Below are 23,400 nucleotides of genomic sequence, written 5' to 3'. Positions count from 1 at the left end.
TGGCATAATTAAATGACCCCTCTTTTCGGAAGAGCAGGGCATTCATCGGAAAATCAATGCCTCGCCCTTCAACAAAAAGAAGGGTCATTGAATATAAATATGATCTACCCTGATCTGCCATGAGCAGGTTGTCAGGATATACATCATGGTTTCCATACATTCATACTGCCTACTCTGTCAATTGCAGCGTCTTGCTTCGTTCCGTGTCGCGTTCCAATACTGGTTTCAGGTACTTGCCTGTATAAGAGGCTTCCACCTTAATAATATCCTCCGGCGTACCCGTCGCAACGATGGTTCCGCCACCACTACCACCTTCAGGACCCAGATCCACGATATAATCGGCTGTTTTGATAACGTCCAGGTTATGCTCAATCACCAAAACCGATTCACCCGAATCCACCAGACGATGAAGTACATTCAGCAAACGGTCGATATCATCGACATGAAGACCCGTTGTAGGCTCGTCCAGAATATAAATGGTTTTGCCTGTACTGCGGCGATACAGCTCGGAAGCAAGCTTCACACGCTGCGCTTCACCACCGGACAATGTCGTTGCAGGTTGACCCAAGTTAATATAGCCTAGGCCTACATCAAGCAGTGTCTGCAATTTGCGATGAATTTTTGGAATGTTCTCGAAGAAATGCGTGGCATCCTCAACGGTCATTTCGAGTACATCGGCAATATTTTTGTTTTTATATTTCACTTCAAGCGTTTCCCGGTTGTACCGTTTGCCTTTGCAGACTTCACAAGGGACATAGACATCGGGCAGGAAGTGCATTTCAATCTTGATAATTCCATCCCCGCGGCAAGCCTCACAGCGTCCGCCTTTGATGTTGAAGCTGAACCGGCCTTTTTTATAACCACGCACTTTCGCTTCATTCGTCTGGGCAAACAGATCACGGATATCATCAAAGACACCTGTGTACGTAGCCGGGTTGGAACGCGGTGTGCGGCCGATTGGCGATTGGTCAATATCGATGACCTTATCGATATGTTCCAGACCCCGGATCTCTTTGTGCTGTCCAGGACGCACACGTGCACGGTTCAGATCACGCGCGAGTGTTTTGTACAGAATTTCATTAATCAGTGTTGATTTACCTGAGCCGGATACACCCGTGACTGCCGTAAATACACCTACCGGAATTTTCACATTCAGGTTCTTCAGGTTATTCTCCTTGGCACCCCGCACTTCCAGCCAGCGGTCTCCCACACTGCGGCGTTCAGTCCGTACAGGAATAAACTTGCGTCCACTCAGGTACTGGCCTGTCAACGAATTTTCGTCATTCATAATCTCTTCCGGCGTACCCTGTGACATGATGGTACCACCGTGAATTCCCGCACCTGGACCGATGTCGATAATATAGTCGGCTGCCAGCATCGTATCTTCATCATGCTCAACGACGATCAGGGTGTTACCGATATCCCGCATGTGAGCAAGTGTCGAGATCAAACGGTCATTATCCCGTTGATGCAGACCGATACTCGGCTCGTCGAGAATGTACAGCACGCCCATCAGGCTGGAACCGATCTGCGTAGCCAGACGAATACGCTGAGCTTCACCACCGGACAGCGTTCCGGCAGCCCGGCTCAGGGTCAGGTAATCGAGACCGACATTCACCAGGAAGCCGAGACGGCTATTGATTTCTTTCAGAATCAGTTTGGCAATAGCTTGTTCCTTCTCGCTAAGCTGCAGCGATTCGAAGAATCGACCTGCTTCCCCGATGGACAGGCTGGTCACATACGCCATGTTGTGATCGTTGATGGTAACGGCCAAGCTTTCCCGTTTCAATCGGTGTCCTTTGCAGGTACCACAAGGCTTCGCACTCATGTAACCTTCAATAAACTCCCGAATCCCTTCGGATGCCGTCTCCCGATAACGGCGTTCCAGGTTGTTAACGATCCCTTCAAAGGTAACCATGGCTTCCTTACGTTGTCCAAAATCATTCTCATACCGGAAACGGACTTTCTCCGAACCTGTACCCATCAACAACTTGTTCATCTGATCAGCTGGAAGATCCTCAACTGGTACATCCTGTGGAATGTTGAAATGTTCGCATACCGATTTCAGGAACTGCGGATAATAAGTGGACGTTCCGCCTGTCCAGGCATCAAATGCGCCTTCCTCAATCGTTTTGCTGCGATCGGGAACGAGCAAATCTGGGTCTACGATCATTTTTACACCCAGTCCATCACAATCCGGGCAGGCTCCGAACGGACTGTTGAAGGAAAACATCCGTGGCGCCAGCTCTTCAATACTGAATCCGCACACCGGGCAGGCAAAATTCGAACTGAAGCGCAGCTCTTCTTCCCCCATAATATCAACCAGCAGCTGTCCTCCGGACAGATTCAGTGCCGTTTCAATGGAATCGGCCAGACGGGCCTGTACATCTTCCTTGACTACGATCCTGTCGACCACCACTTCGATGGTATGCTTTTTATTTTTCTCTAACTGGATATCTTCAGATAAATCACGCAGTTCCCCGTTTACCCGCACACGGACGAAGCCCTGCTTGGATACATCGGCAAACACACTTTTGTGCTCGCCCTTACGGCCGGAGACAATCGGTGCCAGAATCTGCAACCGGGTACGTTCCGGGTACTGCATCACGCGGTCTACCATCTGTTCTACGGTCTGGGAAGTGATCTCCACCCCATGATCCGGGCAATGTGGATGCCCTACACGTGCAAATAACAGACGCAGATAGTCATAGATTTCCGTAACCGTTCCTACCGTGGAACGAGGGTTGCGGCTTGTTGTTTTTTGGTCTATGGAAATGGCCGGTGACAGACCCTCGATTGAATCGACATCCGGTTTCTCCATTTGCCCGAGAAACTGACGTGCGTAAGCAGATAATGATTCCACATAACGCCGCTGTCCTTCGGCATAAATCGTGTCAAAAGCCAGCGAGGACTTGCCTGAGCCACTCAGACCGGTCAGTACGACAAAACGGTCGCGCGGGATGGTGATATCAATGTTCTTTAGGTTGTGCGCTCGCGCACCTTTAATGACAATGTTCTCGCTCGCCAATGTGTATCCATCCTCTCAATGTTGTGATTCCAACCTAATCTAACCCTTTTTTAAGGCTTTTCGATCCCACCCAAACCCTCCCTTCCAAGGGAGGGCCCCAAAGGGCGCAGCCCTCTGGACACCCGAAACAGGCGGTGCTTGGTGAGGGGTCGGGTCTTGCTATGTGAAGGTTTGTCGTGTGCCCGCAGCTTCTTCTAAGATCCCGGCCTGCTGCCGGTCTCTTAGAAGGCTGCTCTACTGCGAGAGGACGCTCACGGCTCCGCCTCGTTCGCGGTAGGTCGCCATTGCCTTTGGCTCGGCTTCCCTTAACATCGGAACGCTCACGGCTTCACCTCGCTCGCGATAGGTCGCCATTGCCTTTGGCTCGGCTCCCCTTGAACACCGGGACGCTCACGGCTTCGCCTCGCTCGCGGTAAGTCGCCATTGCCCTCGGCTCGGCTCCGCTTAACACCGGGGCGCTCACAGCTTCGCCTCGTTCGTGGTAGGTCGCCATTGCCCTTGGCTCGGCTCCCGAGTACACGACTTCCAAATACTTTCCCTATAAACCTTTTAACCAATTTCAACTTTTCTACCAGTATAGACCTGATTCCAGTTTTTCAACATGTCTAATTATCGGTCAATGATTGCTGGTTCTTTACTCAACAAGAGAACGGCCGTCTGGCCGTTCTCTTGTTGCATATCTATTTATCAATTTACTCTGCGCGTAACTCCAACAAGGCATCGCGAAGTTCAGCAGCACGCTCAAACTGCAGGTTCTTGGCGGCATCTTTCATCTCCGCCTCAAGACGCTGAATAAGCGACTGGCGCTCCTTCTTCGACATCTTCTCGGCAGCGCCTGTAAGATACTCGTTTTTGGATTCGGCAACCTTGGTAGCCTCAATCACATCACGCACTTTTTTGCGAATCGTCTGTGGAGTAATTCCATGCTTCTCGTTATATGCAATTTGAATCTCACGACGGCGTTCCGTTTCCTTCATCGCTTTGTCCATCGAATCGGTCACTTTATCGCCGTACAAAATAACTCGGCCATCGCTGTTCCGCGCGGCCCGACCGATCGTTTGGATCAGTGAACGTTCAGAGCGAAGGAATCCTTCCTTGTCGGCATCCAAAATCGCAACAAGCGAAACTTCCGGCAAGTCCAAACCTTCTCTTAGCAAGTTGATCCCAATCAGCACATGGAATGTTCCCAGCCGTAGATCACGCAGGATCGCCATACGTTCCAATGTCTTGATCTCAGAGTGCAGATAGCGCACCTTGATTCCGATTTCCTTCAGGTAATCGGTCAGATCCTCGGACATTTTCTTCGTCAGCGTTGTAATGAGTACACGTTCGTCCTTGGCAATCCGGTCGTTAATCTCACCAATCAGATCATCAATCTGTCCCTTCGTTGGACGAAGCTCAATAATCGGATCAAGCAGACCGGTTGGACGGATGATCTGCTGCACCATCGTATCCGTATGCTCAATTTCGTAAGGTCCTGGTGTCGCCGATACATAGATAATCTGATTCATCTTTTCTTCGAACTCTTCGAACTTCAGCGGACGGTTATCCAGTGCAGATGGCAGACGGAAACCGTGATCTACCAGAACCGTCTTCCGCGCCTGGTCACCGTTATACATCGCTCGGATCTGTGGCAGGGTCACATGGGACTCATCGACCACGATCAACATATCATCCGGGAAGTAATCCAGCAGGGTATACGGTGTATCGCCACGTTCACGGAATGTCAGCGGTCCGGAATAGTTCTCAATCCCTGAACAAAATCCAACTTCCTTCATCATCTCGATATCATACCGCGTACGCTGCTCCAGTCGCTGTGCCTCCAGCAGTTTCCCCTGTTCGCGCAGCACTTCAAGCCGCTCTTCCAGTTCACGCTCAATATTGACGAGTGCAACCCGCATCGTTTCTTCCTGGGTTACGAAGTGAGATGCCGGGAAGATGGCAATATGATCGCGCTCACCGATCAGTTCTCCGGTTAACACATCAATTTCCGTAATCTTCTCAATCTCGTCTCCAAAAAGCTCCACCCGAATCGCATGCTCACCCTTGGATGCCGGGAAAATTTCAACAACGTCGCCACGTACACGGAACGTGCCCCGCACAAAGTTGATATCATTCCGCTGATATTGAATCTCTACCAGACGGGACAAAATCTGATTGCGCGGTTTCTCCATTCCAACGCGCAGTGACAATAACATGCTGGAGTAATCATGCGGCGATCCCAAACCGTAGATACAGGATACACTCGCTACAATAATGACATCACGGCGTTCAAACAATGAACTGGTTGCAGCGTGACGCAGCTTGTCAATTTCCTCATTGATGCTTGAATCCTTCTCAATGTACGTATCGGAAGACGGAATATATGCTTCTGGCTGATAGTAATCGTAGTAACTGACAAAATACTCAACCATGTTGTTTGGAAAGAATTCCTTGAACTCACTCGCAAGCTGTGCTGCCAGCGTTTTATTGTGGGCAATAATCAGCGTGGGACGTTGCAGCTTGGCAATCGTCTGCGCAATTGTGAACGTCTTACCTGTTCCTGTTGCACCCAGCAGCGTCTGATATCTTTTCCCTTCCTGAACACCCTGCACCAGTTCTTCTATGGCAGCAGGCTGGTCACCTTGGGGAGAAAACTCGGACTCGATCTCGAACGTTTTGTCGCTCATTATAATATCGCTCATTGCCGTATCTCACCCTATCGTCTAAAATAATAGTCACTATATATTGTCGAAGTTCCCCGAATTTTAATATGGGAAAACTTATAGTAATAGGAATATTTGTTCCCGTATAATTATACCTCGTTCGTACATGTGATGCAAACGTGAAGTAAAGACAGGAGTGGGTTAATTTATGGATATTGCGACACTTATCGGCATCATAGCCGGGATTGCCGCAGTGATCAGCGGTTTTTTGTGGGAAGGCGGCCAATTGTCCGGCCTGCTGCAAAAAACGGCTGCTCTGATTGTATTTGGTGGAACCATTGCTGCAGTGGTGGCGAGTTTCCCGGCTCATCGGCTGCGTACCATTCCGGATGCACTGCGCATGGCCTTTGGACGTAATGACAATGATCCAAACAAATGGATGAAAGAATTAGTGGATATGTCTTCGATTGCCCGCCGCTCAGGCGTGCTTGCACTGGAACGCCAGGTGATGGATCATCCACATCCTTTTCTGAAAGACGGAATCCAGATGGTTGTCGATGGCACCGATCAGGATGTGATTCGTCAGATCATGGAGCTGGAGATCGATTCGGTGGAACAAAAGCATGAAGGTTATGCCAAAATTTTTGAATCCGCTGGAGGTTACGCTCCAACGATGGGTATCATCGGTACGGTCATGGGACTTATTCAGGTTCTAGGCAGCCTGACAGATCCTACCGGACTCGGCCCAGCCATCGCTGTAGCTTTTACTGCAACCTTATACGGGGTAGCCAGTGCCAATCTTATCTTTTTGCCCATTGCATCCAAAATTAAATCACGGAGTGCCGAAGACATCCAGATGATGGAGATGCTGCTTGAAGGTGTGCTCGCCATCCAGAATGGAGAGAACCCTCATCTCGTACGCAAACGACTGGAGTCCTTCACGCTCACCCATCGTCAAATCTCACGTCCCGTAGCGAAGGAGGGATTGGATGAGTCGGCGCAGTAGAAGGCGCGGAAAACGTGAATCTGGCGATCATCGGGATCGCTGGATGATTACCTATGCCGATCTCATTACGTTGCTGCTGATCTTTTTTGTCATCATGTACGCCATGAGCAACCTGGATTCCGGGAAATACGATGTAGTTACCCAATCACTCCAAAATACATTTAATCAATCGGATTCCATTCTTGAACTCGGTAACGGCATGGATGAAACAGCAGGACAAACGATTACCGAGGTTCCTCCAAGCGAAACTCAGGGTGAAGATGCAGCAGCTCCTGAGAGCGAAGATCAGCCGCTGACGGAACGGGAAGAGCAGTTTCGATCCCAGGAGGAAGAGCTGCAGAATCTGTTCAATGTGATTACCCGGTATATCGAGGATAATAACCTGGAAAATCAGATTTTCGTGGCAGACAATCCACAGGGAATATCCATCACACTGAGTGATCGCTTTCTGTTTGATCAAGGACAGGCTGCCCTCAAAAGTGACGCTGCACCCACACTGAGCAAACTTGCGAGTCTGTTCCGTGATCTGAGCACTATTGTCAGTATCGAAGGTCATACCGATAACGTACCTGTCGGGGCCAACTCTTCATATAAAGACAACTGGGAGCTTTCCGGTGAACGTGCACTGTCTGTACTGCGCTTTTTTCTGGACAAAGAGAACCTGGACCCTGACGGCTTTCAGTATGCCGGGTATGCGGACACACGTCCTACCGGAGATAATACGACCGCAGCCGGAAGGCAAAAAAACCGTCGGGTGGAAATTACCGTCCTGCGTCAACTGCAACCCTAAACATCCTATTCTTCAAACGATGAGGTATCCTGTTTCCTCGCAAAAAAGCACGTTCCTGCTGAACCGAATTCAGTAGAACGTGCTTTTGTGTTTCTATTTTACTGCAGCGGCAGATACCAGTCTACCCTCTCATACATAATGTTTGAATAAACGATGTAATGCCTCTCTTCAATGAATCCACCCTGATTGGTCGCAGTATAACTCAACCATCTATGCATCCACACCAGGCTGGTTCGGACGAAGAATGACGGATCCGACAGTCAGCAAAATGGCAGCCATACCACACAGAATAAGCAGCGGCAGTCTGATGTCGGCAAACGTTCCTCCTGCAGAGATCGTTTCAACAGCTTGGATCGTCCATTTTTGCGGCACAAAGTTCGCCAGCTTTTGCATATAGTCCGGCATGATAGACAGCGGCCAGAAGCATCCACCAATCATGCAGGTAGGCGTGATAATGAGCGAGTTCAGCATGTTTGCGTTTTTGGATTCACGGATCAATCCGGCAACCGTACTCGCAATACCCATGGAAACCAGCATAAATGCAGCCAGGATGAGGAAGTGTACGCCAAACGGAATACCTGCATCATAATTCAGCAGCCAGCGGCTAATCCCCAGTACAAGCACTATCTGGATCATGCCGATTGCAAAACTGCCCAGGAAATTGCCAAGGGCAATTTCATATGCCCGGACTGGAGCCGTGTACACTCTGGCCATTGTGCGCTGCCTGCGGTCCTCCATAATGACGGCTACGGCGCTCGTCAGCAAACCCATCATGAACATGATCGTAAATCCGGTCACGTTGTTAAGTCCCGGTTTGGGATACATCTGCAGATCGGTAGCTTCACCCGAGATTTGATGCTCGCTCGTTTTTTGCAGCAGCTGTTCGAATTTATCTTGTTTCACCAACGGATCCGGCGCACCCCCTTCATCTGAAGCAGTGCTGGTTGCCCCAAGCACAACCCTTGCCGACTGATGCAGTCCGGCAGTCATTCCTTCAACTGCAGCCCGCAGGGTATAGGAAATCTCACTGACACGCAGTTCAACCAGCTCAACTTGAACCCGCTTGCCCTGCAGCAGCTCATCCGTATAGTGAGCAGGGATGATGATACCTGAATTCCCCTTTTGCCGGGTAATGGCTTCCCTCAGTTCCGCCTCACTGTTCATGGGCTTGAGCAGATATTCTTCCTTATTGGCGAGTTCATCCACGATCCATGCTCCCGCCGCTCCTTGATCCTCGTTTACATAAGGGATGACTGCCCGTGTGGCCTGCTCGCTCCCAAATAACGCAACCGCGCCCGTGACAACAAGACAGGGAAGCAGAAGGAACGCAATGAACCCCCGTTTACGTCCTATGGTGCGTCTGACCATTAACCAGGCAATATGCAGACTATTCATAGCGGTATCCCACCTTCCTGTAGATCACAGCTGCGATAGCAAGCAAGACGGCACTCACTACACCGAGCATGACGATGTTGTGCATAATTTCGCTCATCGATGCGTCCAGCATCATTCGCAGAAAACTTTGCAGCGCCCAGTGATTCACCGTAAATTCGCTAATCCGCTGTACAAAATCAATGGCAATCGGCGTGAACCCGCCGCTAATAAACGTCATGGCAATGATGATGCCTTGCATCAGCGCACTTGCGGAGCTCGAACTTTTGCTCACAAGAGCCACAATGACGCCGATTGTCATCGAGGCAATGGTGATCAGCACACAGATCAGAACGATCAGCCAGGGATGTGTCCCCCAATTCACACCGTATAACCAATAGGTCATCAGAACGATGATCATCGCCTGTATGAAGGCAAGCAGGCTGTTGCCTGCAATTTTCCCTGCAAAAATAACACCATTGCCCAGGGGAGCTGCCTGCAGGCGAATTAAGGTTTTTTTGTCCCGCTCACTAAACAGACTATTGCTTGTCGTCATGCCTGAATACAACATGAACATGGCCAACATGGATGCCGCATAATATTGAGAGGCACTGTAGGAGGTATCGGCTGTTCCAGGATTACTGACGTTAATATAAGACATATTCCCCGAGTCCACATCAGGGCTGGACGCCACTGCGGTACTCGCTTCGGGTCCCAATACCTCTGCTATGGCAATATGCCTATTCAGTTCATCCGTGAAGCGCGTAAATAGCGTCTCTCCTACAATATTCAACGTACTATCTTTCCCCAGAATCCACTGTAGTCTGGCCTCTTCCCCCTGTATCATCCGCTGCTCCAAATCAGATGGGACCAAGACTGCAAAATCGAGTTCACCTTGCCTTAGCGCACGTACGGCCTCTTCCTCGGTAGACATGTGCTGTACATTCATCATTTCGGCTACTGCAGGAGTCTTCACAAATGTATTCAAGGCTTCACTGATCGAATCTGAATCAGAATCTGAAACCGAGTCCGAACCCGTCTGGATAACGCCCACTCTCACCTGGTCGGGAACATTGTCCTTCCCCGTCCCCATCGCACTCGATAACGCAGTGCCCAATATAAAGATCAACAGTAACGGCAGAATAAACAGGTTCAGCAGAACGGATCGAATTTTCAATATCCGCCTTAGTTCAAAGATGCAAATATGCCAAATCTTCATCAAAGCCACCCCCTAGTCCCGCAGCGTGCGCCCGGTCAGATTGAGGAACAGGGTTTCCAGATCCGGCTCTTCGACCTTGAGCGACTGAATGGCCATTTCATGTTTGCTGCATATGAAAAGTATATCCTGCAGATCCTGCTGTGCCGAAGGCAGCGTAACGGTTAATATATCTCCTGTCACTTCTACCGCATGTACACGAGGATGGAGCTTCAATTCCTCCACGGCACCGGGTCCGATTCCCGAAGTGGTAAGCACGATTTTTTCCTCGGATGCGACCCGCTCTCTCAGCTCCGCTTCGGTACCACAGGCAATAATGTGGCCCTGATCCATAATCGCTACCCGGTTACTGATCGCTGCGACTTCCTCCATGTAATGGCTCGTATAGATGATGGTTGATCCCATTTTATTGAGTGTGCGTACCGATTCCAGGATGTGATTCCGCGACTGGGGGTCAATACCCACCGTTGGTTCGTCCATAATGATCAGATCCGGCCGATGCATAATGGCACACGCGATGTTCAGCCTGCGTTTCATTCCGCCGGAAAAGGTAGAAGGGGCATCTTTCGCTTTGTCCTGCAATCCTACAAATTCGAGCGACTCCTGCACCCTTTCCTTCAGCAGTTTACCGCGCAGTCCGTACAGCCGGGCAAAAAAAGTGACATTCTCCGCAGCGGTCATCGTTTCATAGAGAGCCAGATCCTGCGGTACCAATCCAATCCTGCGTTTGACTTCAAGGGGCCGATCCTTGACCGAGATGCCATGTAGCAAAATCTCACCCTGGTCGATGCTGAGAAGACCAGCAATCATGCTGATGGTTGTGCTTTTGCCTGCTCCATTCGGTCCCAGCAGTCCAAAAATTTCGCCTTTCTCCACACTCAGGTTCAAATGATCCACCGAAAGCTTGCTGCCGTACCGTTTTACGACATGATCCATTTCAAGAATAGCCATCGCTTATACGCTCCTCTTCCACTCCAGCGGTGTGACGCCGGATTTCATATCTGTATTGTAACGAATCAAACCATTTTACGAAGGTACGAAAGGTCATAAGATGAAGGTGACTTAAGTCATCTCCTGCTCGGAAAGCAGGCTGTGATATAATCAGGGATGCATTACCGGGAATTTTCCAATCCACTTCAAAATAAAAGGATGTTCTTACCCATGCCGATGCGTTTACTGCAATACGGTTTGATTCTCGTTCCAGCTGTTCTGTACCTGTTGATGGTACCTTTGGATCGCGATGATCTATATACTCTGTATGTCATTATTGCTCTCGGACTGGCCGTCTGCAAAGACTTCGCCCGTCCTGGTGCTGGGCATTTGATGCTCGTTTTGATCGAAATACTCTGGAGCTGTTGGCTGATTGCCTTATACGGTCCCTTTATGTTGTTTCTCTCCTCATCCTTGCTCTATGTGTATATGTATAGATTAGAAGGAAACTTGCGCTGGCTGATGCTTGGAGTTCAGCTTACTGCCAGCAATTTCGCGTTACATTGGCATTTTGCTCCACCCCAGGAGGTGGTTCCGTGGCTTACCGCAATTCAACCCATTGGAACACAGTCTGGAGCTCCATTCATTGAAGAGGCAGCCGGAAGGATCGTCGGTAACCTGATCCTGACCCTCACCGCCGCACTTTCCTGGCAAGGTTCCAGAACAGCAAGCAGCCGCGGACAGCTGGAACAGGTATATGACGAGCTTCGCAGTAAACATTACGAGCTTCAGGAAGCACGTGCACAGCTGCTGCTGTTTACCAAGCAGCTTGAAGGAGTCGCTCAGGCGGAAGAACGTACCCGAATTTCAAGGCAGCTTCACGACGAGATCGGACACCGCCTGATTCGCACCAAAATGATGTCCGAGGCTGCCCTGCTGACCCTTCCTATGGACAACGAACAGGGTACGGAACTGGTAAGACAGATCCGCGATCAATTGGCGGCAAGTATGGATGATATGCGCGCCACTCTTCACAAGTTGCGGCCTAATTCGTATGTATCCGATGCCTATGCACTGGATCATCTCCTGGAGGAAGTGGGCAGGGAAACCGGTGTGAAGACCAGTTATGAAATTCACGGTCCATCCCGTTTGCTGTATCCGAGCATGCAGATCGTATTATACAAAAATGCAAAGGAAGCGCTGACGAATGCCCTGAGACATGGAAACGCCAGTACGATTACAGTAGAAATGGCATTTGGGGAGCGCGAAGTTTGCATGACCGTCAGCAATGATGGGGAGATCCGGAGTCAACCGTCCACCAAGGGACAGCACGCAGGAAAACAGGTTAGCCGGAGCTCAGCAGCAGAGTCAAGCAAACTGGGTATGGGACACGAAGGGATGCGTTTGCGTACAGAGTCCATTGGAGGTCAGCTGGAGATCCGATCCGTTTATCCCTACACAGTCATCACACGTCTGCCGATTACGAATAAAGTGGATTTGATCTGAAAAAGGAAGTGATTGTGCTAATGTCAGAACAAAATGGACCAAGTAACAACAAGGATTCAGATCAGGCCCAGTCCATCGGGTTGATCCTCGCAGATGATGACTTCTTTATCCGCGAGAGTCTCAAGGTACTGATTGGGCTTGATCCCGGCATTAACGTTGTAGGTACAGCTTCAAATGGACGTGAGGCACTCGAACTGCTCGAGGCAGGAACCACAGCCGACGTTGTACTGATGGATATCCGGATGCCGGACTGTGATGGTGTCGAAGGCACTCGGCTCATTAAATCCCACTTCCCTAACGTGCAGGTGCTGATGCTGACGACGTTTGACGATGACGAGTATATTGTCCAGGCTCTGCAAAACGGGGCCAGCGGTTATTTGCTCAAAAATGTGCCCCCGGACCGGATCATTCAGGGGATCAAGACGGTACATAACGGTGATATGTTGATTCACCCTGATATTGCCCGCAAGCTGGCGGGTCTGCTTCGTCCTGCTGCAGCTCCCCAGGCGCATGAATCCCTTGAGTCCTATGGGCTAACCCGAATGGAACTTGCTGTTGCAGAGGCAATATCCGAGGGGCTGTCCAACAAGGAGATTGCCGCTAAACTATTCCTGAGCGAGGGTACAGTCAAAAACTATGTCACCGAAATTCTCGGTAAACTACACTTGCGTGATCGAACGCAAATTGCCATCTTTATGTTGAAAAAATAACAAAAAGGGTACGCCCTCGCTTGTTCAAGCGGTGGAGTACCCTTTACTTATTACATTTCTACCGATCCTTGTTCATTCACCGCAGGAGCTGGCAGAGCCAGTGGAGCCTCGTCATTGCGATTATTTTTTCGACGGGCAAACAACTTGAGCGTGAGGAGATGAACCAGGGATAACGGACGCAGCTGCACCGCCCAAACTTCATGATTATCCGGAGCCATAATGACACCGAGCTGATGATGCTCACCTTCATAGATGGCCCGCTGCATAAACTTGCTCTCACCCTGATGATTGCGTACCTCCAGTTTGCAAAAGGCCGGATTCATCCGCAGGGCACGATGCAGCTCTTCAGGTGAATGAACCAACACGCCATTCACCTTGTACAGCGTCTCTCCTGCTTCAATTCCCAGTTCTGCCGCAGGGCTGTCCGGAATGATTCCAAGCACTTTCAAGCCGTGTGCCGGATGAACAAACACCGGACTGCGATGCTGTTCCTCAAACCCGCTGTACCACACCAGGAATTCATGTCCGATAAATGCTGCCAGAGCAGCAACCACCATAAGCGGGGACCACCAAGCTGCCAGGAGACTGAGCACAAGGAGGCTAGTCCCGTAAAGCAGTAACCGTTTTGCCGAGATCTGTACTTTCTGTCCCGGAAGCATACTCTGTGTAACTTCACCAAATCCAAGCATGATTGGTAGTGCAAACAGCATGTAGCCATTGCCTGCGCTCAAAAGCGGACTCCAGGCGAGCTCTGCTCCGCTCCCCGTTACCGGGACCAGAATCAGCAGCGGGATGGGCCAGAAATGCTGCAGCTGGTATCCTCCGACCAGTTTGCCCCGCTTGCCTTCGAAGAGCAATGGCGAAGCCATGGTTACCCCTTGCAAGCGAACCAGCATAGCCTCACCGAGGTGCAGCAATGCAGCCAGTACCAGCAAGGCAGGTATGTCCAGCGCACGCAAAGCCTCCGTCAAGCTGCCAAGCCATCCGGTCGGCTGCCACCCTGAGGCCAGATTCAGCCCGAACTGCAATACACCAAGCAGCCCTGCCGCGTATGCAAAGCACAAATATCGAATACGGAACAATGACAGAAATAATGTCGCGGCCCATATGCAGATCACGCTGCCGAGTGTTAGATGTGCCCCAAGAAAAATGGATACCACCGAGGCGATCACACCAATGACTATTCCTCCCAGTAAAGCACGAATGGTCTGAGTAATTGAACTCTGCAGACGAACATGGAATAACCTGCGTTCCTGTAATAATTGACGATGATAGATAAGTGCAATCAGAATTACCGCAATATAATAAAACGGCTGAGTAAACAACTGCAGCAATGCTTCCCCTAATGTCGTTAACCACGGCCAAGCCCATTCCATTGTGGCGTCACTCCTCTCCTTCAGCCGGTTCAGAAAAAAAGAAGGCTGATATCAGCCTTCTTTATGGCTTCGACACGGCAGTCGATATATCCTTCGAGACATTTTCGATCGCGCGCTTCAGCTGTGCATCATATTGAGGATTGGCAATGCGTTCAATCAGAGCCGCTTCCAATGATTCAGCGGTTTTCTCGTCAATCTGGCCTGTTGCCTCAATGCCTTTCTGCTTCTGGAATGCCTTGACCGCCTCTTCCGTCTTCTGGTCATAGTATCCATCTACACGATCCGGCTCAAATTCGAGTCCTCTCAGCATCGTCTGCGCACTTTTCACATCCGTGCTATTACTGTCATATTTCAAAGGTAATTTCTCTTTATTGATCGGTGCCACCGAGAAGTAATCCGGCTGGTTTACCGCAATATCCGGTTTGATGCCTTTTTCATGAATCCAGTCTCCATTCGGAGTCAACCATTTGGCAATGGTGATTTTCAGCAGGCTGCCGTCACCCATTTGCTTGTCATAACTCGTCTGTACGGTACCTTTACCGAAGGAGTTTTCACCAACCAGCGTTGCGCCTGCAGACTGCTGCAATGCACCAGCCAAAATTTCCGACGCACTCGCGCTTCCTTTGTTCATCAGTACAGTGATAGGGTAAGACTTGCTGGAACCATTTGATTTGCTCTGCTCACGTTTGCCGTTTTTGTCCTCGACTTGCACGATCACTTTGCCTTTAGGAACAAACTGCTCGGCAATATCAATAACCACTTGCAGCACGCCGCCCGGGTCATTACGCACATCAATGACCAAACCCTTCATGTTCTGCTTCTCCAGATTCGCCAACTCTTCCTTGAAGCGATCTCCGGTGTTCAGTGAGAATTGGGTGATGGTAATGACACCTACACCGTTATCCTCCATATGGGCGTATACGGTCTCCAGATCAATATCATCGCGCACAATGGTAAATTCAATCAATTCAGTGGATCCGGCACGTTTCACCTGTACCTTGGCTTCACTGCCTTTTGGACCTCTGATTTTGTTGACAGCCTTGTTTAATTCCAGGCCTTGCAGGGATTCACCATTTACAGACATGATCATATCTTTGGCACGAATACCCGCTTTCTCGGCAGGTGATCCTTTGATCGGGGAAACGACAACGACGTTTCCATCCTGTGAGGATACCTCGGCCCCAATTCCGGTAAAGGAACCTTCAATGGACTCCTCGAACTGGGCAGCTGTTTCCTGTCCCATGTAGTTGGAGTACGGATCTCCAAGGGATTCCATCATACCATTGATCGCACCATCGATCAGTTTGGTCTGGTCCACATCTTTATAATAGTTGCTTGAGATCAAATCCATTGCGGTTTCAATCTTCTTCAAATCGTTCTTCTGCTGCGTATTGCCCGTTACACTGGCCAGCAGGCCTTCACCCGAAGTGGTCTGATTGGCCATGCCGGGATAACTCATCAGTACCAGCGTAAGCAGGCTCCCTCCAAGAAGGGCTACAATGGCAAGCAGCAGCGCCGATCTCTTCTTCATCATCCGTTTGCTCACCGCCTTTAGTTTTGAAGCGTGTCAGATTCCATTGCTTTCCTGAATCCATTCCCTGAACATGCCAGCTTAGTATATGTCTAGCTTGTACGGAATATGTTTATTCCATTCCCTTGCGGTTTATCTATTATAGATAATTCATCGGGTTCACTGCCGTACCATTCTCCCGAACTTCAAAGTGCAAGTGAGGTCCTGTTGAATTGCCTGTATTGCCAGATTCGGCAATTAAATCGCCTTTGCTGACCGTATCTCCCTTGCTTACCTTAAATCCGCCTTCACGGAGATGACCATACAATGTCCAAAGACCGCCGCCATGGTCTACGATAACGGTGTAGCCATATCCACTGTACCACTCAGCCATGATTACGATACCGCCTGATGCAGCATGAACCGAGGTTCCCACAGGAACAGCGAAGTCGGTACCATTATGCATTTTTCCTACTTCCCCCGTAATAGGGTGTGTACGGCGACCGAATGGAGAAGAAATACGTCCACCGGATACCGGTTTGGAGAAAATCCCGTTACCCGCTGTATACGCAGTCTCACTGCTGCCTGTGCTGACTTTGGTCGGCGCCTTCGCAGCTGCTGCTGCCTTAGCTGCAGCGGCTGCTTTGGCTTTGGCAGCGGCTGCCGCCTGCTGCTCACGCAGTTTGTTTTTCTCCTGCAGCAGATTTGAACGCTTGCTGGCGATCTGAATCAACACATCTTCCTGCTCCTGCGTCAGCTCTTCGGACTCTTCAATTTTAGCATCATAGGAAGCCAGAAGCACTTGCTTCTCCTGTTCCTTTTCATTTAACTGTGCCTTGCGTTGTTTCTTTTGTGCATACAGGCTCTTGGCTTCAGCATACTGCTTGTCCAGTTCAGCCTTTTTATCGACAACCAGCTGCTTGTCCTTTTTGTGCTCATCCAGCAGATGCTGGTCCTGATCCACAATGGTTTTCAGCGAATCCGCACGCGTCAGGAAATCCGAGAAGCTTGTTGATGACAATAACACATCCAGATAGGATACCGCGCCATCCGTATACATCAGGCGTACACGGGATTCAAGCAGTTTCTCCCTTGCAACGATACGCTCCTCTGCGGCCTGCAAATCTTTTTTCGTTGTGCGCAGATTCTCTTCCGTATTCTCGATTTCCAAGGAAACGTTCGCCAGCTCATCGCTGACAACATTGATCTGCTCCATGACAACCTTAAGGTAAGCATTGGTTTTGTTCTTGTAGTGCTGAGCTTGCTTCTTGTTGGCAGCGGCCTTTTTCTGTTCCTGTTTGGCCGCAGCCGCCTTGCTCTCCAGCTGTTGAATCTGTTGATCTATATCGCTAATGCTGCTCTTGGCATATCCGTCCGAAGGTTGAAGCGTCAAACCGGCCAATAATGTAAAGGCCAGCAGCGAAGCTGTTTTTTTCAAAATGGTGATCCCCCATCCTATGAATTCACAAGAAAGCAACCTGCACAGGTGGTGAACATCATGTTCTATGCTTTCTTCAATCGTATAAAGAGTGCGTCTTCCCTACATATCGTCAAACAGAGTCCCATTGTGAACCTGCTTTGCCATTCAATTTCGACAATTTCTGCAATTCCGTTGATCTAAAGCTAAACTTTAAGCGATTTGCGAATGGAGAGTGTACTTCCCAGAATACCAACCAGCACACCGAGTCCTATCAAAAGTATTCCAAACAGCAGCCAAATGTCACTGAGAGGAATCAGATTAAGCATTTGCATGAATACATCCTGACCAATGGTTGCCAGCAGGCGGCTATAACCGAAGAACAGTACCGCTACCGTAATCACTGAACCGATAAATCCAATGAGCGCACCTTCAATAAAGAAAGGCCAGCGAATGAATGTGTTGGTTGCACCGACCAGCTTCATAATGCCGATCTCCCGGCGACGGGCAAGAATCGTTACGCGAATCGTATTCGAGATCAGGAACATGGACATCAGTGCCAGTCCCCCCACAAAAATAAATCCGATATTCCGGACAAGTCGTGTAAATTTGAACAGTACATCCACCGTTTCCTTGCCGTAGTTCACTTTCATGATCGGCTTCTCCGGGTGTTTTTCGTTCAATGCTTCAATTTTTTGCGCCACAAAAGTGACGGTTTCCGGTTCAATGACCTCAACTTCAATGGTCTCCGGCAGCGGATTATTATCCACATCGAAACCGTCAAGCACGTTATTGGCACTGTCGCCAAGACGTTCACGGAACTCCTTGAGTCCCTCTTCCTTGGAAACAAAGCGAATCTCACTCACTTCCGGCATTGCGCTGATCTCCTGCTGCAGCGTATTGCGCAGGCTCTCATCCACATTCAGCTCCAGAAACGTACTGATCTCTACCTGACTGTCCACCTGATTGGCCATGGAATTCACATTCAGCACCAGCAGCATGAATACACCAAGGATCAGCAGTGACACGATGATCGACATGATGGATGCCACGGACATCCAGCCGTTGCGGAATACGTTTTTGAAGCCCTCCCGCATATGGCGCAAGAGAGTACTAAAATTCATAACCGTATTCCCCTCTCATCTGATCCCGTACAATCTGTCCACGTTCAATGGCGATAACCCGTTTACGCATCGTATTTACGATATCCTTGTTATGGGTCGCCATGACAATCGTCGTTCCCCGAAAATTAATCTCGTCCAGCAGCTGCATAATGCCCCATGATGTCTCCGGATCGAGGTTTCCCGTAGGCTCGTCCGCGATAATAACCGACGGATTGTTCACGATCGCCCGTGCGATGGCTATACGCTGCTGTTCCCCGCCTGACAACTGCGAAGGTTCACGATTCGCCTTGCTGCGCAGTCCTACCAGATCGAGCACTTCCATTACCCGTTTCTTGATGTGACGCTTCGGGGCCTCAATAACCTCCATGGCAAAAGCCACGTTCTCAAAAGCCGTCATTTTGGGCAAAAGGCGGAAATCCTGAAACACAACGCCGATGTTACGGCGCACATAAGGAATTTTACGTGGTTTCAATTTACCGATATTAAATCCATTGATGGATATTTGTCCTTTGGTCGGAACCTCTTCCCTGTACATCAACTTCATAAATGTTGATTTACCAGCGCCGGACGGACCGACGATATACACAAATTCATTGCGGTCGATCTTCACCGACACCCCTTGTAATGCGTGGGTCCCATTGGCGTAGGTCTTCCACACGTCCTGCATTTCTATCACATCATCACTTCCTGCTCACATAGTTAGCCATTATCATTTCGACACAATCCCGGCAATTCCTTTAAAAAGACCCGAATTTCATCAGGAGCAATCCATTTCACCCTTATTTCGATCCTCAGGAATGGACGCATAACAAATATATTGTAACAAATTTGTTACCTATTGAGTACCCGAAAGTTTTCCACCATTGGATCATATATATAGAAAGTGTTACGAAATGCGGAACATCAGAAGTATAAAGGAGCGTACGGATATGAAAAAAATACATTTGGCCATCATTATGGTGTTCTCGATCCTCTTCATCGGCTCCGCCTCCTATGGATTGCTGTATATGTATGTGAATCAACCCGCTTTGCCCGGCAAGGTACAGGTTGGCGGCTGGCAGGTTGGAGGAATGAATCGGAGCGAAGTGCTGATGGGACTGGATGAACGTTTGAAAAAGCTGGAGGACTGGCCTGTCACGCTGGAGGTGAAAGAACCTGTATCCCTGACGCTGAACATGACAGCCAGCGATGCCGGTGCAGGTTACAGTGCCAATGCCTTTCGGTCCGCGGTACATCAGTTGGAGGAAGGAAACGTGTGGGAACGCGCGTATGCCCGTTATCATTTTGGTGAGGAATGGTCTCTCGAGCAGCTGTATGACACCCAACCCCTAAGAACAAGACTGAGTCCTGCCTGGGAAAAAGAAACCTTCGGTACACCCGCGGACGCTGTCCGGCGAATCACCGCAAACGACAAGATCCAGTACATCCCCGAGAAGGGCGCCCGGCGGATCGCCTGGGATGAACTTGCAAACCAGATGCTGGCGAAGCTTCAGCATGACTTCACCATGCTTGATCTTGATGCCAAGCCTGCCTCGCTAATAATCCAGCTGCCGCTGTACACTGAGCAGCCTGAAGTAACGGTAGAGTCTCTGCGCAAGGAAGGCATCGAGCGGAAGATCATCCAATTCTCCACAGGGCTAGGCAGCAGCACGGAAGGGCGCATACATAATGTCAGTGCAGCAGCACAATCCGTGAACGGCATGATTTTGGAGCCTGGAGGCATGTTCGATTACGAAAAAGTCATTCGCCACGCCGAGAAGGAATATGGCTTCCGTGAAGCCCCGGTCATTGTCAACGGCCGACTCACCCCTGGGATTGGCGGAGGCATATGCCAGGTATCCAGTACCGTCTATAATGCAGCCTTGTTAACCGGACTCGATATTGTCGAGCGGCGCAATCATTCCATTCCCGTCAAATATTTGCCGAAAGGGCTGGATGCCACCTTTGCCTCCGGCGCGATCAATTTTCGGTTCAAGAACAATACAGGCAAATCATTGCTGATCCATGCCGAAGTGAAGAACAAGCAGTTGACCGTCAAATTTTTTGGCACCTTTCCCGAGAACGTCAGTTACGCGCTGGAATCCCATACGATCGAAACGTTAAGTGCCCCCGTGAAATATGTATCCAGCAATGTGCTGCCGGATGGTGCCCAGCAGGTTTTGCAGAACGGGCAGCCTGGTTATATTGTGGAAACCGTACGCATCAAAAAGGTGGACGGCAAAGTGGTAGAGTCCAAAACCATTACGCGAGATACGTACAAAGCTCAGAATCGACTTATTGCCCGCTCTGGACACAGCAGTCTGCCAGATCCGCAGGAGCCTTCTGTTGTAGAGGACGGCGTAAGTGATACCAAGCAGCCATAATGATCGATAGAAATAAAAAGACACACCTCTGTTATCCATAAAGGAAACAGAACGGTGTGTCTTTGGTTTTTCATTTAGTGCCCTGCCGTATACTCTCCCTGTTCCTCACTTATTACCATCTTGTCTTTTCCCATAAAGAAGGCAGCAATCAGGGCCAGCGCGGCCGGTATGGCAGCCCAGGCAAACAGCTGCACAATGGAGGAAGACAACGCCTGAGTGATCGCCTCCAGCACCTGGGGCGGAATCGCCTGTCTAAGCTCTGGTGAAAGCAAGGCATGCGGATCGCTCAGGTTCAAGCCCTCAGGCATACCGCCGGCTGGAACTCCAGCTCCCGCCCCGCCTGCTTCAGCAGCGGATCCGGCGAGGGCATCGTTCATTTTGCGCGTAAATACCTGGCTCTGTACAATCCCAAAGATCGTAATCCCCATGGTCATCCCGAGTGACCGCAAAAAGTTAAGTGTGGAGCTCGCAGCTCCCCGTCTTTGCGGTTCAAACGCATTCATGGCCGCATTGCTGAGCACGGAAAACGAAGCTCCTACACCCAGACCGACCAACACCATAAATACACGAATCGTCCAAAGAGATGAACCTTCATCCAGTGTGGTTAATAACCCAAGACCGAGAACCAGCAGCGCCAGCGTCGGGATCATAATGTTGCGATATTTAATCTTGGTCATCAGCACCCCACCCATCGAGGCGGTTACGACTGACCCCAGCATCATGGGCAGCAAAACGAGACCTGAATTGGTTGCCTTGCCGCCGAGCACGCCCTGAATGAAGATCGGAATGTATACCGATGCCGTAATAAATGCCGCACCACTGAACATGGCAATGACATTACTGGACCAGTACACCCGGTTACGGAACATGCTGAAAGAGATGATCGGTTCCTTCGCTCTCGATTCTGCCCACAGGAACAGCAGCGCCAGCACTACAAATCCGGAAAACAAACCGAGGATCTGCCACGAGCTCCAGGCATATGTTTTGCCGCCCAGTTCAAGTCCGAAGATGAGACAGACCACCGCACCAATCAGCGTCACTGCGCCCAGCCAGTCGATTTGTTGAGATTGATGCTGATGAGATTCCTTGTAGAAAAACGCAATAAATACAAACGCAATCAGACCAAGCGGCAGGTTGATATAAAAGACCCATTCCCACGTGGCGTACTGCGTAATGTAAGCACCCAGCAGCGGTCCAAATACGCTGGACAATCCAAACACGGCTCCAAACAATCCGCCCAATTTCCCCCGTGCCTCTGGTGCAACCACGTCAAACATGATGGTAAAGGCAATCGGTACCAATGCACCTGCACCAATCCCCTGGATCGCTCTGTACATGGTCAATTCCACAATGGATGTAGCCGTTCCACATAACGCCGATCCAAGCATAAACACGATAATACCGAATACAAAAAACTTCTTTCGTCCGTACATGTCGGATAATTTACCGAAGATCGGCATACCTGCCATCTCGGCTACCATGTACGCTGAGGTAACCCATACAAACTTGTCGAGGCCACCCAACTTGCCGACGATATCCCCCATCGCCGTTGCCACGATGGTGTTATCCATCGAAGCCATCAGTATGCTGAGCAGCAGCCCTGCCAGCACCAATCCAATATTGTTTTTACGTGCAACCATTGTACTCAATCTCTCCATTCACGCTCTATTCATATGACTGAAATAGTATATCCGAAAAGCTCCAGTCATTAATCAGTCCAAGGACCGATTGCGCTGGACCAAAACTTCCGATTGTGAATGGATTTGCAAGGAAGAGTTGTATTCTACTGTACCAATCCGGCAGCCTGGGCCAATTTTTATTTCATCCCCTCGGACAACCTCGGCTACCGTGTTCTCCAATTCTATTTCGTCACCTTCAATCAGGTTTGCCGTAAGAATGGATTGGTTACCAGTAAACAAACCTTCCAGCAGTTTTCCCCGGCCACTCTTCACCGAGATGATCGAACCACCTATTTCCCTGACCTCGGATGGACCCATGACTTTAATGGTCATTTGCTCTGCGCTGAGCATACCCGCAATCGTAAAACGACCATTCAGCTTGAAATTTTCTGCCTGACAATCACCTGATAGATGAATCTCACCTACTACTTTCATTTTTTCAGCTTTTGCATGCAGGCCAGATACCGGGTTTCCACCCTCACTTTCATAGCCGGCAGCTCGCTCTGTAAGGGTAAGGGTTCCTGTAATTTTAATATCTGTTGATTCAAGCGACCCGTAAATGACCGATGTCCCCGTACATTTGAATTGTTCACAAAACAGATTATCATTAAATGTGGAATCCCCCACGACCTTGACCTTGCCGTACGCGCCACCAGCGGAGCTACCTTCACCGATAATGCTGATGTCGTTTTTCTTATCCCATGGACTACCAAAATGGTTATTCACGTC

17 protein-coding genes are annotated in these 23,400 nt (G+C 49.8%); 5 read left to right on the top strand and 12 right to left on the bottom strand.

Going from position 1 to position 23,400, the window contains the following annotated elements:
• Window positions 1-169 precede the first annotated feature (169 nt).
• Together uvrA and uvrB are read right to left on the bottom strand one after the other, a co-directional pair.
• A complete protein-coding gene (uvrA, locus tag HP552_RS06355) occupies window positions 170-3,028 on the bottom strand; it encodes an excinuclease ABC subunit UvrA (RefSeq protein WP_175394728.1) in 2,859 nt (952 codons plus the stop codon).
• A gap of 692 nt (window positions 3,029-3,720) precedes the next feature.
• Window positions 3,721-5,712 (bottom strand): excinuclease ABC subunit UvrB, encoded by a 1,992-nt coding sequence (gene uvrB / locus HP552_RS06350; protein WP_153980105.1) that lies wholly within the window; start codon window positions 5,710-5,712, stop codon window positions 3,721-3,723.
• A gap of 169 nt (window positions 5,713-5,881) precedes the next feature.
• On the opposite strand from uvrB, the gene HP552_RS06345 reads away from it, so the two are divergent.
• Entirely contained in the window at window positions 5,882-6,679 is a 798-nt protein-coding gene (locus tag HP552_RS06345; RefSeq protein WP_175394727.1) for a flagellar motor protein, read from the top strand.
• Entirely contained in the window at window positions 6,663-7,469 is an 807-nt protein-coding gene (locus tag HP552_RS06340; RefSeq protein WP_175394726.1) for a flagellar motor protein MotB, read from the top strand. The genes HP552_RS06345 and HP552_RS06340 overlap by 17 nt, the downstream gene beginning before the upstream one ends.
• A gap of 210 nt (window positions 7,470-7,679) precedes the next feature.
• Here HP552_RS06340 and HP552_RS06335 read toward each other — a convergent pair whose 3' ends face one another.
• From HP552_RS06335 to HP552_RS06325, 3 genes are read right to left on the bottom strand one after another with little or no spacing between them, the layout of a single operon-like run.
• Entirely contained in the window at window positions 7,680-8,864 is a 1,185-nt protein-coding gene (locus HP552_RS06335) for an ABC transporter permease (protein ID WP_175394725.1), read from the bottom strand.
• The gene (locus tag HP552_RS06330; protein WP_175394724.1) at window positions 8,857-10,059 is read right to left on the bottom strand and encodes an ABC transporter permease; all 1,203 of its coding nucleotides are present in this window, start codon (window positions 10,057-10,059) and stop codon (window positions 8,857-8,859) included. Before HP552_RS06330 ends, HP552_RS06335 begins: the two co-directional genes overlap by 8 nt.
• 12 nt (window positions 10,060-10,071) lie before the next feature.
• Window positions 10,072-11,007: an ABC transporter ATP-binding protein gene (locus HP552_RS06325; protein ID WP_217506333.1), complete on the bottom strand. Its 936-nt coding sequence runs from the start codon at window positions 11,005-11,007 to the stop codon at window positions 10,072-10,074.
• Window positions 11,008-11,217: 210 nt separating this feature from the next.
• Between HP552_RS06325 and HP552_RS06320 the strand changes: the two genes are divergently transcribed.
• The gene (locus tag HP552_RS06320; RefSeq protein WP_175394723.1) at window positions 11,218-12,492 is read left to right on the top strand and encodes a sensor histidine kinase; all 1,275 of its coding nucleotides are present in this window, start codon (window positions 11,218-11,220) and stop codon (window positions 12,490-12,492) included.
• 20 nt (window positions 12,493-12,512) lie between these two features.
• Window positions 12,513-13,202, top strand: coding sequence for a response regulator transcription factor (locus HP552_RS06315; RefSeq protein WP_175394722.1), 690 nt, complete (start codon window positions 12,513-12,515; stop codon window positions 13,200-13,202).
• Between the two features lie 50 nt (window positions 13,203-13,252).
• On the opposite strand, the gene HP552_RS06310 is transcribed toward HP552_RS06315, so the two are convergent.
• The 5 genes from HP552_RS06310 to ftsE form a co-directional block, all read right to left on the bottom strand.
• Window positions 13,253-14,578, bottom strand: a complete 1,326-nt coding sequence (locus tag HP552_RS06310) for a PDZ domain-containing protein (protein ID WP_175394721.1) — start codon at window positions 14,576-14,578, stop codon at window positions 13,253-13,255.
• Between the two features lie 61 nt (window positions 14,579-14,639).
• Window positions 14,640-16,112: a S41 family peptidase gene (locus tag HP552_RS06305; RefSeq protein WP_175394720.1), complete on the bottom strand. Its 1,473-nt coding sequence runs from the start codon at window positions 16,110-16,112 to the stop codon at window positions 14,640-14,642.
• A 136-nt stretch (window positions 16,113-16,248) separates the two neighbouring features.
• Entirely contained in the window at window positions 16,249-17,526 is a 1,278-nt protein-coding gene (locus HP552_RS06300; RefSeq protein ID WP_175394719.1) for a murein hydrolase activator EnvC family protein, read from the bottom strand.
• Window positions 17,527-17,711: 185 nt separating this feature from the next.
• Window positions 17,712-18,629 carry a permease-like cell division protein FtsX gene (ftsX, locus tag HP552_RS06295; protein WP_175394718.1) on the bottom strand — a complete coding sequence of 306 codons (918 nt, stop codon included), beginning with the start codon at window positions 18,627-18,629 and terminating at the stop codon, window positions 17,712-17,714.
• Window positions 18,619-19,305: a cell division ATP-binding protein FtsE gene (ftsE, locus tag HP552_RS06290; protein ID WP_056693908.1), complete on the bottom strand. Its 687-nt coding sequence runs from the start codon at window positions 19,303-19,305 to the stop codon at window positions 18,619-18,621. Before ftsE ends, ftsX begins: the two co-directional genes overlap by 11 nt.
• 253 nt (window positions 19,306-19,558) lie before the next feature.
• Here ftsE and HP552_RS06285 point away from each other — a divergent pair, with 253 nt between their 5' ends.
• Entirely contained in the window at window positions 19,559-20,992 is a 1,434-nt protein-coding gene (locus HP552_RS06285; protein WP_175394717.1) for a VanW family protein, read from the top strand.
• 74 nt (window positions 20,993-21,066) lie between these two features.
• Here the strand turns inward: HP552_RS06285 and HP552_RS06280 are convergent, their stop codons facing one another.
• Both HP552_RS06280 and HP552_RS06275 read right to left on the bottom strand, forming a co-directional pair.
• Window positions 21,067-22,632: an MDR family MFS transporter gene (locus HP552_RS06280; RefSeq protein WP_175394716.1), complete on the bottom strand. Its 1,566-nt coding sequence runs from the start codon at window positions 22,630-22,632 to the stop codon at window positions 21,067-21,069.
• Window positions 22,633-22,704: 72 nt separating this feature from the next.
• A complete protein-coding gene (locus HP552_RS06275; RefSeq protein WP_175394715.1) occupies window positions 22,705-23,397 on the bottom strand; it encodes a hypothetical protein in 693 nt (230 codons plus the stop codon).
• Window positions 23,398-23,400: the final 3 nt, after the last annotated feature.

It is taken from the genome of Paenibacillus xylanilyticus, assembly GCF_013359935.1.
GTDB classification, from domain to species: Bacteria; Bacillota; Bacilli; order Paenibacillales; family Paenibacillaceae; genus Paenibacillus; species Paenibacillus xylanilyticus.
This window is presented reverse-complemented; position numbering and strand designations above follow the sequence as displayed.